A 14370-nucleotide genomic window follows, 5' to 3' on the forward strand; every position below is an offset into this window, starting at 1 on the left:
GGGGTGGCCGCGTCCCGCGCCGCCCGGCGCCGGCGCGAGGCCGGGGCGGCCGCGGGGGCCGGCGCGACCGGCTCCGCACCGGGCGGGCCGGCCGAGCAGCACGGCGACCAGCAGCACTGACCGAGGAGGACCGCGGCCCGTCGGGGGGCGCGGCCCGCACGATCGCCCGGGTCCCCGGGCCGGAGAGGGAGACGATGCACCGAGGAACGAGGACCCGCGCCTGGCGCGCGGTGACCGGCGCGCTGGTCGCGCTGGTCGTGGGCGCGGGCTCCGCGCTCGTGGCGACCCCCGCGGTCGCCGCGCCGACGCCGACGCTGACGGTGTCGCCGACGACCGGGCTGGACCCGGAGGGCGCGACGATCACGATCACCGGCCGGGACTTCGACCCCGCGTTCACGCAGGGGCCGATGGTGGCCGGCATGTACGCGCAGATCGGGTGGCTGGCAGACACCTGGCGCCCGTCGCAGGGGGCGGCGGCCGGCGCGCGGTCCAACGCCTACCGCGTCGCGGTCGAGGACACCCCGACCGGCGGCGAGTACGTGCAGTGGACGGACGACGACGGCGACGGCCTGGTGGACTTCACCTGGACCCAGACGATCACGAAGGCCGCGCTGGACGCCGTGGAGATCGAGGGCGGGCAGCTCGCGGTGTTCACCGTCGGCGGCAAGGGCGTGGTGCAGGCGGGCAACGAGGTCGCCGTGCCGATCGCGTTCGCGGAGCCGGTGACCGAGGAGCCGGGCACGGGTGAGCCGGGCACCGAGGAGCCTGGGACCGGTGAGCCGGGCACCGAGGAGCCCGGCACCGGCGAGCCGGGCACCGAGGAGCCCGGGACCGAGGAGCCGACGGCCCCGGCCGAGCCGACGCTGACCGTCACGCCGACGACGGGCCTGGACCCCGAGGGCGCGACCCTGACGATCACCGGCTCCGGCTACGACACCAGCGCGCTCGGCCTGTACGGCCCGAACGCGGGCCAGCCCGCCGGGTTCTACGCGCAGGTCGGCTGGCTGGCGAGCACCTGGCGCCCGTCGGAGGGCGCGGCCACGTCGGCGCGCACGAACGCGTACTCGGCGTGGGTGCAGGGCGTCAGCGAGACGAGCCCCTACCTGAAGTGGACCCTCGCCGCCGACGGCACCGCGGGCTTCACCTGGACCGTCATGGTCGACAAGGAGACGCTGGACGCGAAGGCGCTCGCGGGCGGCACGCTCGCCGTCTTCACCACCGGCGCCGGCGGCACCACCCAGGCGGGCAACGAGCGCGCGGTCCCGATCGCCTTCGCGGCGGCGGGCGGCGAGACGCCCGGCGGGGAGAACCCCGGCGGCGGCGAGGGCGGCGAGACGCCCGGCACGCCCGGCACCCCCGGCGGCGGGACCCCGGCGCCGAGCTGCGTCGCGATCACCGGCGCCACCTTCTCCTGGGGTGTCCGCGAGTCGTTCCGCTCCTACATCACGAGCCCGATCGCGAGCGGCTCGATCAGCACCACCGGCGTGACCGGCACCGGCCCGTGGACCTGGTCCGCCGGCACGGGCCAGGTCGACGCCGACGGCCTGGCGACGTCCACGTGGTCGGGCGGCGTCCGGTTCACCGGCCACGAGGGCGCGCTCGACCTCACGTTCGCGAGCCCCGAGGTGCGGGTCACCGGCGCCACCACGGCGTCGCTGCTGATGTCGGTCTCCTCCGGCACGGCCGCCGCCACCCGCGTCGAGGTCGCCACGCTCGACCTGGCGGGCGGCACCGCGGGCTCGACGGCCTCGAAGGTCGCCTGGTCCGGCGTCCCCGCGACGCTGACCGCCGCGGGGAGCACGGCGTTCGCCGGCTTCTACCCGGCCGGCGCGCCGCTCGACCCGGTGTCGTTCACGCTGCCGCTCGGCGCGGCCACGGACTGCGGCACGCCGACGGTCCCGAGCACCCCCACGGTCCCGACGACGCCGACCCTGCCCGGCGGCGACGCCGAGCCGGCGCCGGTGCGCGAGGTCCAGGGCCTGAGCGCGTCGGGCGCGGTCACCGCGGGCGGCGAGCTCACCCTGACGGCGAACGGGTTCGGCGCGGGCGAGGGCGGCATCCGCCTCGAGCTGCACTCCGACCCGGTCCTGCTGGCGACGCTCACGGCCGACGCCTCCGGCACGGTCGCGGCGACGTTCACCATCCCGGCGTCCACGCCGGCCGGGGCGCACACGCTCGTGCTGATCGGCGCGGGCCAGACCCTCGAGTTCCCGATCACCGTCCAGGCCGCGGCGCCGACGTGCGTGGCACGGGCCGTGTCCGGGGCGTCGTTCACCTGGGGCGTGCGGGACTCGTTCCGCAGCTACGTCACCGGTCCGATCGCGAGCGGGTCGATCAGCGCCTCCGGCGTCTCGGGCTCCGGCCCGTGGACCTGGTCCGGCGGCACCGGCCGGTACAACACCGCCGGCGACGTCGGCTCGGCCTCCTGGTCGGGCGGCGTGCAGTTCACCGGGCACGCGGGCCAGCTGGACCTGACGTTCTCGAACCCGACGGTCCGCGTCACGAGCGGCTCGTCCGCGACGCTGACGATGACCGTGGCGAGCCCGTCCGGCTCCTCCCGCGTGGCGCTCGCCACGCTGGACCTGTCCGCCGGCTCGGCGTCCTCGGGCGCCTCGCAGGTGGCGTGGTCCGGGATCCCGGCGACGCTGACGCAGGCCGGCGCGACCGTGTTCCAGGGGTTCTACTCCGCCGGCGCAGCGCTCGACCCGGTGTCGTTCACGCTGCCGCTCGGCGCGGAGGTCGAGTGCGACGTCGCGTCCGGCAGCCTGGCCACCACGGGCGCCGAGCCCGGCGACGCGGTCGGCTACGCCGTCGCGCTGCTGCTGTTCGGCGCGCTCCTGACGGCGGCGGCGTACCGTCGCCGGCAGCGCTCGGCCGCGCTCGCGGCCTGATCGACGGGCGGCGCGACCTCACGGTCGCGCCGCCCCGACCACCGTGCCCGGGCACGGTGTCGCGCGGAGGGCGACCGCGTGGCACCGTGTCGGGCGCGCCCCCGTCCACCCCGCACCGAACCGAGGACCCGCATGACCGCCCCGCACCCCGGCAGCTCCGCCGGCACCCCCGCCCGGCCCGGCGGGGAGCGTCCCCCCGGCAGCGCGGGAGGCGGCCGACCGGACGGGGCGGCCCGTCCCGCGAACGGGCGCCCGGGCGGCGGCCACCCCGGCCACCCCGGCGGTCGTCCCGCCGGCGGGCACCCCGGCGCACCCGGCGGCGGCCACCCGGGCCGTCCCGGCGGTGCGCCCCTCGGCCCGCCCCAGGTCCCGACGCCCCCGCTGTCCCGCCGGACCAGCCTGCTGCCCGCTGCCCTCACCTGGGTGGTCGCGGCCGGCACCACCGCCGTCTACCTCGCGCTCGGCGCGGTCCTCGACGGCGCCCGTACCGGCGCCGGCGTCCCGGTGGGCGCCCTGGTCGCGATCGTCCTCGGCGTCGTCGCCCTCGCGGCCGCGGCCTTCGCGGGTCCGCGGCTGAGCCTGGGCGCGGTCGGCCGCCGCGAGGTCGAGCGCCGCGACGTGCTGCTCGACCAGATGTTCCGGCTGGGCGTCGCGTTCCGGACCCAGGAGCGGTCGGGCCGGTTCGTCTCGACGGCCACCGACGGCGTCGAGCGGGCCGCCTCCTACGAGGTCACCTTCAAGTTCCCGATCATCGCCTCGATGACGGTCCCGGTGATCGCGCTCGTCGCGCTCGGCGCGGCCGTCGACTGGGTGGTGGCCGGCTGGCTGGCGCTCGCGCTGCCCGCCATCCCGCTGCTGGTCAACGGGTTCCAGAAGCTGTTCCGCAGCGTGTCCGTGCAGTACCGGATGACCGCGCGCCGGTTCTCCGCGCAGTTCCTCGACGCGATCCAGGGGCTGCCGACGTCGACGGCGTTCAACCGGGCGGCGACCAAGGGCGCGGAGCTCGCGCGCAGCGCGGAGCAGCTGCGCCGGATGGTCATGCGCCTCCTGGCGGGCAACCAGGTGGTGCTGCTCGTCATCGACGCCTCGTTCTCGCTGGCGATGGTCGCCGCCGCCGCCGGCCTCGCGATGGCGCGGCTCCGGGACGGCGCGATCACCCCCGGGCAGGCGGTCGCGGTCGTCCTGGTGTCGACCGTGCTGCTGGAGCCGCTGGACCGGGTCGGGCAGTTCTTCTACGTCGGGATGGGCGGCCGCGCGGCCGTGCGGGAGATCGACACGGTGCTCGCGCAGCCGGCGACGGCCGGGGACGCGCCGGACGTCCGCGCGCCCGTGACCAGCACGTTCCACGTGAATCCTCGCGAGGGCGACGCGGGGGGCGAGGGCCGCCCCGAGGCGGTGGCGCTCGACCACGTGTCCTTCGCCTACCCCGGCGGCCGCCCCGTGCTCGACGACGTGTCGTTCGCCGTGCCGCGCGGCGGGCGGGTCGCGCTCATCGGGCCGTCCGGCTCCGGCAAGAGCACCGTCGCCGCGCTCGTCCAGGCGCACCTGCGCCCGGGGTCCGGCGTCGTCCGGGTCGGCGGCCACGACGCCACCGCGGTCCCGGTCGACTGGGTGCGCGCGCAGACCGCGGTGGTCGCCCAGACCACCTACCTGTTCACCGGCACGCTGGCGGACAACCTGCGGCTCGCCGCGTCCGACGCGGACGACGACCGGCTGTGGCACGCCCTCGCGGAGGCGAACCTCGCCGACGACGTGCGCCGGTTCCCCGACCGGCTCGCCACCCGGGTCGGGGAGCGCGGGCTGTCGCTGTCCGGCGGCCAGGCCCAGCGGCTCGCCGTCGCCCGCGCGCTGCTCAAGGACGCGCCCGTGCTGCTGCTCGACGAGCCGACGAGCCAGGTGGACGCCGCCTCGGAGTCGGCGCTCGTCGAGGCGCTCGACCGGGCCGGCGAGGGCCGCACGGTGGTCGTGGTCGCGCACCGGCTCAGCACGGTCCGCGGCGCGGACGAGGTGCTGGTGCTCGCCGAGGGCCGCATCGTCGAGCAGGGTCCGCCCGACCGGCTCGGCAGCATCGACTCGTACTACGCCCGCGCGCTGGACCTGTCCGGCGTCGGCGCGGGCCCGCTCACCGAGCAGGAGGCCCGCCCGTGAGCGCCGCCACGCAGCCCCGCCCCGCGACGCCCGCCGGGGCTCCCGCCGTCGCTCCCGAGGTCCCGCTGACCCGGGCCGCGATCTCCCGCCGCCTGGTGCGGTTCGGCCGACCCGTCCTGCCGCCGCTGGCCGCGTCGCTCGTGTGCCGCGTGGCCGGTCAGCTGCTCGGCATCGCGCTGCTCGGCGTCTCCGCGTGGGGCGTCGCGCGGGTCGCACAGGACCCGGACGCGGCGATCGCGCCCGTCGTGTGGACCCTCGTCGTGCTGTCGCTGGTCAAGGGGGTGCTGCGCTACCTCGAGCAGTTCACCGGGCACGCCGTCGCGTTCCGCGCGCTCGCCATGCTCCGCGTCGACTTCTACGACCGGCTCGCGCCGCAGTCGCCGGCCGGGGTGCTGTCCCGGCGCACCGGCGACCTGGTGAACCGCGCGACCAAGGACGTCGACCGCGTCGAGGTGTTCTTCGCGCACACCCTGGTGCCGGCGGTCAGCGCCGTCGTCGTGCCGGTCGTCGTGCTGGTGGTGCTCGCGGCCGGCTACGACCCGGTGCTCGCGCTGGTGCTGCTGCCGTTCCTGCTGCTCGTCGGCGCGGTGGTTCCCGGCTGGGGCCGCACCCCGAGCGCCGCGGCCGCGACCCGGGTCCGCGCCGCCCGAGGCCGGCTCGCCCAGCTGGTGACGGAGTCGCTGCAGGGCGTCCGCGAGGTGCTCGCGTTCGGCGCCGCCGGCCGCCGCCGCGCCGAGGCCCGGGACGTCGCCGCCGAGGTCGACGCCGGGCTCGCCGGCCTCGCGACCTGGACCGCGCGCCGCCGCGCCGCGAACTCGGTGCTCATGGTCGGCGCGGTCGTGACCGTGGCGCTCGTCGGCGCCGCCCGCGTCGGGTCCGGCGCGCTGGACTGGCCGGCGTACGCGGTGGCGGTCGTGCTCGCGCTGGCGGTGTTCACCCCGGTGCTCGCCGTCGAGGACGTCGCGCCCGACCTCGAGCAGGCCTTCGCCGCGGCCCGCCGCATCTGGCGGATCACCGACGCCGCCCCCGCGACGACGTCGCCCGCCGACCCGGTGCCGCTGCCCGACGGGCCGCTCGACATCCGGTTCGAAGGCGTGGGCTTCACCTACCCGGCACCCGACCTCGACCCCGACGACCCGGCCGCCGCGGCGCTGGGCTCCGTCGAGCGCCGGCCCGTGCTCACGGGGCTGGACCTGCACGTCCCGGCCGGGAGCACGACCGCCGTCGTCGGCTCGTCGGGCTCGGGCAAGTCGACGCTGGTGAACCTGCTGACCCGCGCCTGGGACCCGGACGCGGGGCGGGTGCTGCTCGGCGGGGTCGACGTGCGGGACGTGTCCCTCGAGGACCTGCGGCGGCACGTCGCCGTCGTCGGCCAGAGCACGTACCTGTTCAACGACACGCTCGCGGCAAACCTCCGGCTCGCCGCGCCGGACGCCACCGACGCCGAGCTGGAGGCCGCCTGCCGGCGTGCCGCCCTGCACGACGCGGTGCTGGCGATGCCGGACGGGTACGAGACCCGGGTCGGCGAGATGGGCGAGCGGCTGTCCGGCGGGCAGCGGCAGCGGGTCGCGATCGCGCGGGCGCTGCTGCTGGACGCGCCGGTGCTGGTGCTCGACGAGGCGACCAGCCAGCTCGACGTCGCGACCGAGGCGGAGATCCAGGACGCCCTGGCCGAGGCGGCGAAGGGGCGGACGGTCCTGGTGATCGCGCACCGCCCCGGCGCCGTCCGCACGGCCGACCGCGTCCTGCGCATCGAGAACCTCGCCAGCGCCTGACCCGCCCGCGGCGACCCCGTCTCGGAGTGCCCCGCCCGCGCAGCGGCGCGCGTGCTTCGGCCGCCGAGCGAGCAGCCGACGCGTCGAGCGAGTACCCGGCGACTACTCGCTCGACGTGTCGGGTACCCCGTGGTGAGCGTGCACCCGCCCGTGCCGGGTGCACGTGCGCGCCGGGTCAGGCGGTGCGGGTGGCGATGACGTCGTGGGACGGGCGGCCCGCCTGCTCGCCACGGCGCTCGAACTTGGTGACCGGGCGGTGCGCCGGGCGGGGCGCGAAGCCGCCGTGCGGGTTGGTCAGGCCCGGGTCGGCGTCGACGACCTCGAGCATCTGCTCGGCGTACTCCGCCCAGTCCGTCGCGCAGTGCAGCGTGCCGCCGAGCCGCAGCCGGCTGCGCAGCAGGGCGACGTGGTCGGGCGCGATGATCCGGCGCTTGTGGTGGCGTGCCTTCGGCCACGGGTCGGGGAAGAACACGTGCACGGCGTCGAGCGAGTCGGGGGCGACGGTCCGGCGCACCAGGTCGAGGGCATCCCCGTGCGCGACCCGGACGTTGGTCAGGCCGTGCTCCTCGACCAGCACCAGCAGGTTCGCGATGCCGGGCAGGTGCGCCTCGACGGCGAGGTAGTCCCGGGCGGGGTCGGCGGCGGCCATCGCCGCGGTGGCGTCGCCCATGCCGGAGCCGATCTCCAGCACGAGCGGGGCGGTGCGGCCGAACAGCCGAGCCGCGTCCAGGGCGCCGTCGGGCGTCGTCGGCGGGAGGCCGAGCGCGGGGTCGTGCACCGAGAAGCCGTACCGGGGCCACAGCCGGTCGAGCGCGTCGGCCCGGCGCTCGCCGAGCGCGGCGCGGCGCGGGTGGAAGGTGCGGATCGGGTCGCCCTCGGTGTTCGGGGCGTGCTGGAACGCGTCGCCGGGCCGCCCGTCCGCGGCGGCGGCACCTCCGGCTGCGCCGGCGTCGGCGGTCGGGGGAGCGGGGCGGTCGTCCGGGTCGGGCACGCGTCGAGGGTAGCGGCGCCGCCGCACGCGTCCGCGCCGCCCCCGTCGTCGCCGCACCGCCCCCGTCGCCGCCGGGTCGGCCCCGTCGCCGCCCGGTCGGCCAGGTCGCCGCCGGGTCACGCCCCGGCGGCCGCCGCCTCCTCGCCGGTGCTCGGCCCCATCAGCCCCAGCCGCTCCCCGAACGGCCCGGTGATCGACGCGACCCGCCCGTAGGGCGAGTCCTCCGCCGGGAGGTGCACGCCGCCGCCGAGCCGGGTGGCCGCCGCGACGACCGCGTCGGTGTCCGCGACCCGCACGTAGAGGCACCACTCGGCGCGGTCCCAGCCGCCGCCGATCCCGGCCACCGGCTCCCCGTCGAGCAGCAGCGTCGTGTAGTCGAAGCCCGGCTCGCTGATGTCCTGCAGCGCGTAGTCGAAGACCGCGGGGTAGAAGGCCCGCGCGGCGGTCGGGTCGGCGGACATGTGCTCGGCCCAGGCGATCGCGCCGGGCTCGTCGACGACCTCGGCGCCCAGGGAGGTGCCGGCCTGCCACAGCGCCACCGCCGCGCCGGCGGGGTCGGCGAGCACGGCCATCGCCCCGAACGCCATCACGTCCATCGGCCCGGCGAGCACGGTGGCCCCGGCGGCGGCGGCCCGGTCGGCGGTGCCGGCCGCGTCGGGCGTCGCGAGGAACGGCAGCCAGGCGACGGGGGCGTCCGGGTCGGGTCGGTAGCCGTTGAGCGCCGCGGCGCGCCGTCCGCCGACCAGGGCCTCGGAGTAGAAGCTGGTCTCCTCCGGTCCGACCACGAACTCCCAGCCGAGCAGCGCGCCGTAGAACTGCCGCCCGAGCTCGAGGTCGGGGACCGCCAGCTCCGCCCAGCAGGGCGTCCCCTCGGGCCAGGGCGTGTCGCGCACGGTCATGTCGTCCCCCTCGGTGGGTCGGGCGCGGGCCGTGGCGGCGCCGCCGGGACCCATCAGACCACCGCCCGCCGACACCCGGCCAGCGCCGGGACGGCAGAGGGGCGCCCCGACGGGCCGGCGCTCCCTCCGCGCGCCGACCCGCCGGGACGCCCCGTCCCGTGGCCGCCCGTCAGGCGGCGGGCCGCCCCAGACCCGCGAACTCCCAGCCGGCGGTGCGCCAGCGGTTCGGGTCGAGCTTGCCGCGCGCGTCGACGACGCGGGGCGTGGCGGTGAGCGGCGCCAGCTTGTCGGCGTCCGCGTTCGCGAACTGGTCCCACTCGGTGAGGACCAGGACGACGTCGGTGCCCTCGACGGCCTCCTCGATGGAGGTCGCGTACGACAGCGTCGGGAACGACCGGCGCGCCGTGTCGCCCGCCTCGGGGTCGAAGACCGTGACCTGCGCGCCGCGCAGGTGCAGCGCCGCCGCCACGTTGAGCGCCGGCGAGTCGCGGACGTCGTCGGTGTCCGGCTTGAACGCGGCACCGAGCACCCCGATCCGGCGGTTCAGCACGGAGCCGCCGCAGGCCTCGACCGCCATGTCCAGCACGCGCTCGCGCTGGCCCATGTTGATCTCGTCGACCTGCTGCAGCAGCGCCGACGCCCGGTAGGCGCCGAGCTCGTTGGCGCGGTGCATGAGGGCGCGGATGTCCTTGGGCAGGCAGCCGCCGCCGAAGCCGAGGCCGGCGTTGAGGAACTGGCGGCCGATGCGGACGTCGTGGCCCAGGGCGTCGGCGAGCACGGTGACGTCGGCGCCGGCGGCCTCGCAGACCGTGGAGATGGCGTTGATGAACGAGATCTTCGTGGCGAGGAACGCGTTGGCGCTGACCTTGACGAGCTCGGCGGTCGGGAGGTCGGTGACGACGACCGGAGTGCCCTCGGCGATCGGGCCGGCGTAGACCTCGCGCAGCGTGGCCTCGGCCCGCGTGGAGGTGCCGCCGAGCACGATGCGGTCGGGGTGCAGGGTGTCGTCGACGGCCTTGCCCTCGCGCAGGAACTCGGGGTTCCAGACGAGCTCCAGCGAGACGCCGGCCGGGGCCTGCGCCGCGACGAGCTCGCGCAGCCGCGCCGCGGTGCCGACCGGGACGGTCGACTTGCCGACGATCAGCGCGTCCTTGGTGAGGTTCGTCGCGATGGTGGTCGCGGCGGACTCCACGTAGGAGAGGTTGGCGGCGTGGCTGGTCTTCATCTGCGGGGTGCCGACGCAGATGAAGTGCACGTCGCCCCACGCGGCGGCGGACGCCAGGTCGGTGGTGAACCGCAGCCGGCCGGTCTCGAGGTGCTTTTCGAGCAGCGGGTCGAGCCCGGGCTCGAAGAACGGCACCTTGCCGGCGGCGAGCGCGTCGACCTTGGCCTGGTCGACGTCGGCGCCCAGGACCTCGAAGCCGAGCTCGGCCATGGCGACCGCGTGGGTCGCGCCGAGGTAGCCGGTGCCGTAGACGGCGATCTTCAGCGGGGCGGCCGGGGTGCCGGCGCCCGGGCGGGCCTCGGTCTCCTCGACGGGCAGGTCGGCTGCGGCCAGACCCTCGGCGGACAGGGTTGCGGCGGAGAGGGATGCGTCGTTCATGGCAGTGCTCCTCACGGTGGGGCGCGGGTGGCGGGGAGTGCGGGTCCGGCGGGCGGTCACGGGGTCGCCGCCGGGGTCGGGGTGGGCGAGGCGGTCGCGCTGGGCGACGGCGACGGCGCCGGGCTCGGCGAGGCGGTCGGCGCCGGGCTCGCGGTCGGTGCCGGGGACGGCGACGCGGTCGGGGCGGGTGCGGCGGCGGCCGCGGGCTCCTCCGCCGCCGGCGCCGCGGCGGTCGCGGCCGGCGCGGTGGCCAGCACCGTCCCGCCGAAGTTGCGCGCGGTGCCGGCCAGCCCGGTGCGGAACGCCTCGAGGCTGTTGGCCCGGGAGTCCACCCGCCAGTCGTTCGTGGCGAGCTGCCCGTCGACGTAGGTCGTCACCGCGAGGTTGAACCAGGCGAAGCCGATCACGTCGTCGTTGCGGCCGGGGTCGAAGCCCTCGAAGAACGACTTCACCCAGGCGGGCTTGGTGCCGCCGACCTCGGACGCGCCGACCTCGGCCAGCAGGATCTTCTTGTCGGTGATCTCCCGGAGCTGGTTGAGCGTCCGGTCGAACGTGTACTCGAAGGTCGCGTCGTTGTCCGACTTGTACGGCGGCCGCTGGTAGCCGGAGACGCCGACCCAGTCGACGTACGCGTCGCCGGGGTAGAGCGCCCGCAGGAAGTCGGTGCTCTGGTTGGCGGCCGGCAGGTTGTTGACGATGTTCGGCGCCCACACCCAGATGACGTACTGGTTGGCGCCGTTCGCCTCGAAGACGTCGTGGACGTGCTGCCACATCTTCACGTAGTCGCCGACGTTGTTGCCGTTGATGGGGGCGCCCGAGCCGGTCTGCTCGGCCCACGGGTACCAGACGCCGTTCATCTCGTGGTCCAGGCGGATGGCGAGCGGCAGCCCGGTCGCCGCGATGTCCTTCGCGTACTGGGTGAGGTAGGCGTCGAAGTCACCGTTGATGATCTTCGGCAGGGTGTAGTCCGGCTCGTCGACCACGTCGTTGCCGGACGCGATCGGCCGGGACTCCCAGGTGAGCATCGGGAGCATGCCGCGCTGCCAGGCGCGGGTCACCGCGTTGGCGCGGTACGCCTCGTCCCAGCCGCCGAAGAAGCCGACCATCGACTGCTGCCGGCCGACCTCCTCGGCCGCGTCGTCGAACGTGGCCCAGTTGAACGGGGCCTGCTCGGTGTACATGCCGAAGTAGCGGCTGGTCGGGTTCACCAGCGCCGCCTTGCTCGGGGCGGTCGGCTTGGTGGGCCCGGGCGGGGTGCTCGGGTTGTCCGGGCGCGGGGTGCTCGGGTTGGCCGCGCCGGAGCCGCCGCCGGAGCCGGCCGCCGCCGCCGAGCCGCCCCGGCCCGAGCGGGACGAGGAGCCGGACGACTTCGACGAGCCCGACCTCGACGACCCGGAGGTCGCCTTCTGGTCCGCCTCGGCGGCCGCGGCCGCCTCGGCCTCGCGCTGCGCCTGGTTCTGCGCCGCGGACTCCTCGCCCTTCTTGCGCGCGGCCTGCTCGTCGCCGAGGACCTCGCGCAGGGCGTCGGCCTGCGCGCGGCTGGACTGGAGCTGGCCCTCGAGCTCGGCGTTCCGCTGCTGGAGCGCGAGCTCGGCGGCGGTCGGCTCGTCGGCCTGGGCGTTGACGATCGAGGAGACCGTCGGCAGGTTCCACACGACGGCGGTGACGGCCACGAGGGCCAGCACGATCACGGCGGTCGCGACGCGGGCGCGGACGGTCATCCGGCCCATCGTCGGGGCCCACCAGTGCTTGCCGCTGGGGGTGATGGGTGCGTCAGACATAGAGGAGGGCCTCCAGGGCGAACAGGACCACGGCGATCACGTAGGGGATCCCCGCGAGCGGGTTGAGCCGCCGGCGGGCGGGGGCGGGGGCGGCGGCACGGGCGTGCCGGCGCGAGGTCTCGGGGGCGGCCACGGTGGCGACCGCGGTGTGCGCGGCCAGCGCCGGCGTGCCGGCGGTCGGGACGGGCGCGGCCGAGCCGGCCTCCAGCGGGGCGTGCCCGGCGACCGCGTGCACGGGCTCGCCGTGCGCGCCGCCGGGGTCCGTGGCGTGGTCGCGCTGCGTCGGGAAGTCGCCGCGGTCGACGACGTCCACCGGCGCCGCGTCGGCGATCAGGCCGAGCTCGGCCTCGAGCGTGCCGGGCTGCGGGGCCTCCTCCGCGCCACCCTGACCCGGGTCGCCGCCGGCGTACGCACCGGCTCGGGTGCCCCAGCCGGAGGCGTGCGCCATGCGGAGGAAGCCGAGCAGCCGGACCGGCATGAGGAAGAACGTCGAGACGATGATGAAGATCGGCAGCCGGAAGAAGTCGCTCGGGACCTCCTGCAGGTGCCGGATCTGCCGGATCGCCATCGACAGCACCGAGGACACGACCATCAGGGCGATGACCCAGAACCAGCCGGCCTGGGCGCCGTAGGTCTCGAGCATCGCCTCGTAGAGGTTGACGCCCGTGCCGCTCACCGAGCGGTAGACCCAGCCCGCGATCGTCCCGACGAGCAGGAACGGCAGCAGGATGTCGGTCAGGAAGAAGATCGCCAGGATCGGCGCGTGCCCGAGCATCCAGGGCAGCATCCGCAGCGTGTTGTACTGCGACCCGCGGGCCCAGCGGAGCTGCTGCTTGAACAGTTTCTTCACCTGCAGCGGGGCGTCGGTGTAGACGAGGCTCGTGTGCTGGTAGACGGTCCGGTAGCCCTGCTTGAGGGTGAGGTTCGTCAGCGTGCGGTCGTCGGAGACCTCGAGGAAGACGCCCATGAACCGCTGCGTCATGAAGTCGTCCATGACGTCGATGAGGATGTGCCGGCGGAACGCGATCGTGCGGCCCGGGAGGCAGCCGACCTGGCCGAGCACCGACTGCGCCGGCATCGAGTAGAGCGAGCGCGAGTTCTCCAGCCAGTCCGCCCAGCGGGTGATCCACGAGCGGGTCGGCTCGAGGATGCGCTGGCGGGTGGTGACGCCGCCGACGTTCGCGTCCTTGAACGGCTTGATCAGCTCGGGCAGCGTGCCCGGCGTCCACACCGTGTCCGAGTCGAGCAGCACGGTGATGTCGTACTTCGACATCTCGGTGCCGATCTTCACGGCGTTGCGCTTGCCCGGGATCGGGGTGTGCACCCAGCGGACGAGCGGCGCGAACTCCTCGCACACCGCCTCGAGGTCCGGGTTGCGCTTGCCGTTGATGACGACGATCACCTCGTCGGGGCGCTGCTCGGTCACGCGCGTCAGCACGTCGCGGAACAGGTCGAGCGGCTCGTCGACCACGGGCACGATCACGCTGGTCGTCTCGTGGTGCTCGTCGGTCCACGGGCGGTACCGGCGGGACAGGCCCACCTTGAGCAGCCACAGGGCCCAGACGAGCCCGGAGAAGATCGTGAACAGGTACAGCTCGGCTTGCTCGTCGAGCATGTGCCGGATCTGCAGGATGAAGATGAACATCGCTCACCTCGGCGTCGGTCGGGAGGGTGCCGGCGGCGACGGTGACGCGGCGGAGAACGGGGTCGGGATGCGCTGTCCCGGTCGGGAGGCGTCGGCCTCTGTGACTGGCGTGGGGGCAGACGAGGACGTGGTGTCACCCGTTCGGACGGGCGGCGACGAGACGATCGGGTGAGTCTGTGCGCCGGTTGTGCTCCCGGCCTCGAGTGGGCCCAGCGTGTTGGACGCGGTGCCCGTCGCGCAACTCGCTCCCGGCAATTCGGGCATGGTTTGTGAGATGGATCACAGGCAGGGTGTCCGGATTGCCCGTAAATGCGCAGATCACAGGCGTGCAAGTCGGACATGTCCGGAGTAGGGAAGCGCTTCAACGGTGCCGCAGGTCAGCGCGCGTGTCGCGCGTTGCGGGGATGTGTCGTAGGGGAGTCGGCCGCGTGAAGCCGGTCACAACGCGCGGTGACGCCGGTCAGAGTCACGCCCTGCTATGACATGACGTCACCCGGATGGTCGAGCATCGGATCGCCGCGTGATGACGCGGGTCGGCAGCGGCCCCGCATTCGCGCGCGACGGCCTGGGGCGTTCCCTTCGCGCCGCGGCCCGCACGCTGGCGGCCGGGGGCCGTGGTCCACGAACCTGCGCGTCG

The 14370-nt window shown here is 75.8% G+C and carries 9 protein-coding genes; 4 read left to right on the top strand and 5 right to left on the bottom strand.

The features are described from left to right. Nucleotides 1-194 precede the first annotated feature (194 nt). From KVT14_RS04090 to cydC, 3 genes are all read left to right on the top strand, one after another. Nucleotides 195-2891 (top strand): HtaA domain-containing protein, encoded by a 2697-nt coding sequence (locus KVT14_RS04090; protein ID WP_217614497.1) that lies wholly within the window; start codon nucleotides 195-197, stop codon nucleotides 2889-2891. A gap of 132 nt (nucleotides 2892-3023) precedes the next feature. Further along, a complete protein-coding gene (locus KVT14_RS04095; protein ID WP_217614498.1) occupies nucleotides 3024-5039 on the top strand; it encodes an ABC transporter ATP-binding protein/permease in 2016 nt (671 codons plus the stop codon). Further along, entirely contained in the window at nucleotides 5036-6814 is a 1779-nt protein-coding gene (gene cydC, locus KVT14_RS04100; RefSeq protein ID WP_217614499.1) for a thiol reductant ABC exporter subunit CydC, read from the top strand. Before KVT14_RS04095 ends, cydC begins: the two co-directional genes overlap by 4 nt. Nucleotides 6815-6989: 175 nt before the next feature. On the opposite strand, the gene trmB is transcribed toward cydC, so the two are convergent. The 5 genes from trmB to KVT14_RS04125 all read right to left on the bottom strand — a co-directional run bounded on the left by trmB (nucleotide 6990) and on the right by KVT14_RS04125 (nucleotide 13733). After that, complete coding sequence (gene trmB / locus KVT14_RS22265) at nucleotides 6990-7805, bottom strand: tRNA (guanosine(46)-N7)-methyltransferase TrmB (protein ID WP_217614500.1); 816 nt, start codon at nucleotides 7803-7805, stop codon at nucleotides 6990-6992. A gap of 116 nt (nucleotides 7806-7921) precedes the next feature. Next, on the bottom strand, nucleotides 7922-8704 hold the full coding sequence (locus KVT14_RS04110; protein ID WP_217614501.1) for a VOC family protein: 783 nt from the start codon (nucleotides 8702-8704) through the stop codon (nucleotides 7922-7924). Nucleotides 8705-8873: 169 nt separating this feature from the next. Then, entirely contained in the window at nucleotides 8874-10193 is a 1320-nt protein-coding gene (locus KVT14_RS04115; protein WP_256447947.1) for a UDP-glucose/GDP-mannose dehydrogenase family protein, read from the bottom strand. A gap of 170 nt (nucleotides 10194-10363) precedes the next feature. Further along, nucleotides 10364-12088 carry a glycoside hydrolase family 26 protein gene (locus KVT14_RS04120; RefSeq protein ID WP_254630375.1) on the bottom strand — a complete coding sequence of 575 codons (1725 nt, stop codon included), beginning with the start codon at nucleotides 12086-12088 and terminating at the stop codon, nucleotides 10364-10366. Continuing rightward, the gene (locus tag KVT14_RS04125) at nucleotides 12081-13733 is read right to left on the bottom strand and encodes a glycosyltransferase family 2 protein (protein ID WP_217614503.1); all 1653 of its coding nucleotides are present in this window, start codon (nucleotides 13731-13733) and stop codon (nucleotides 12081-12083) included. Before KVT14_RS04125 ends, KVT14_RS04120 begins: the two co-directional genes overlap by 8 nt. Here KVT14_RS04125 and KVT14_RS04130 point away from each other — a divergent pair. After that, nucleotides 13720-13905, top strand: a complete 186-nt coding sequence (locus tag KVT14_RS04130; RefSeq protein WP_217614504.1) for a hypothetical protein — start codon at nucleotides 13720-13722, stop codon at nucleotides 13903-13905. The genes KVT14_RS04125 and KVT14_RS04130 overlap by 14 nt on opposite strands. Nucleotides 13906-14370: the final 465 nt, after the last annotated feature.

It is taken from the genome of Cellulomonas sp. GbtcB1 (assembly GCF_019091725.1).
GTDB lineage: Bacteria > Actinomycetota > Actinomycetes > Actinomycetales > Cellulomonadaceae > Cellulomonas.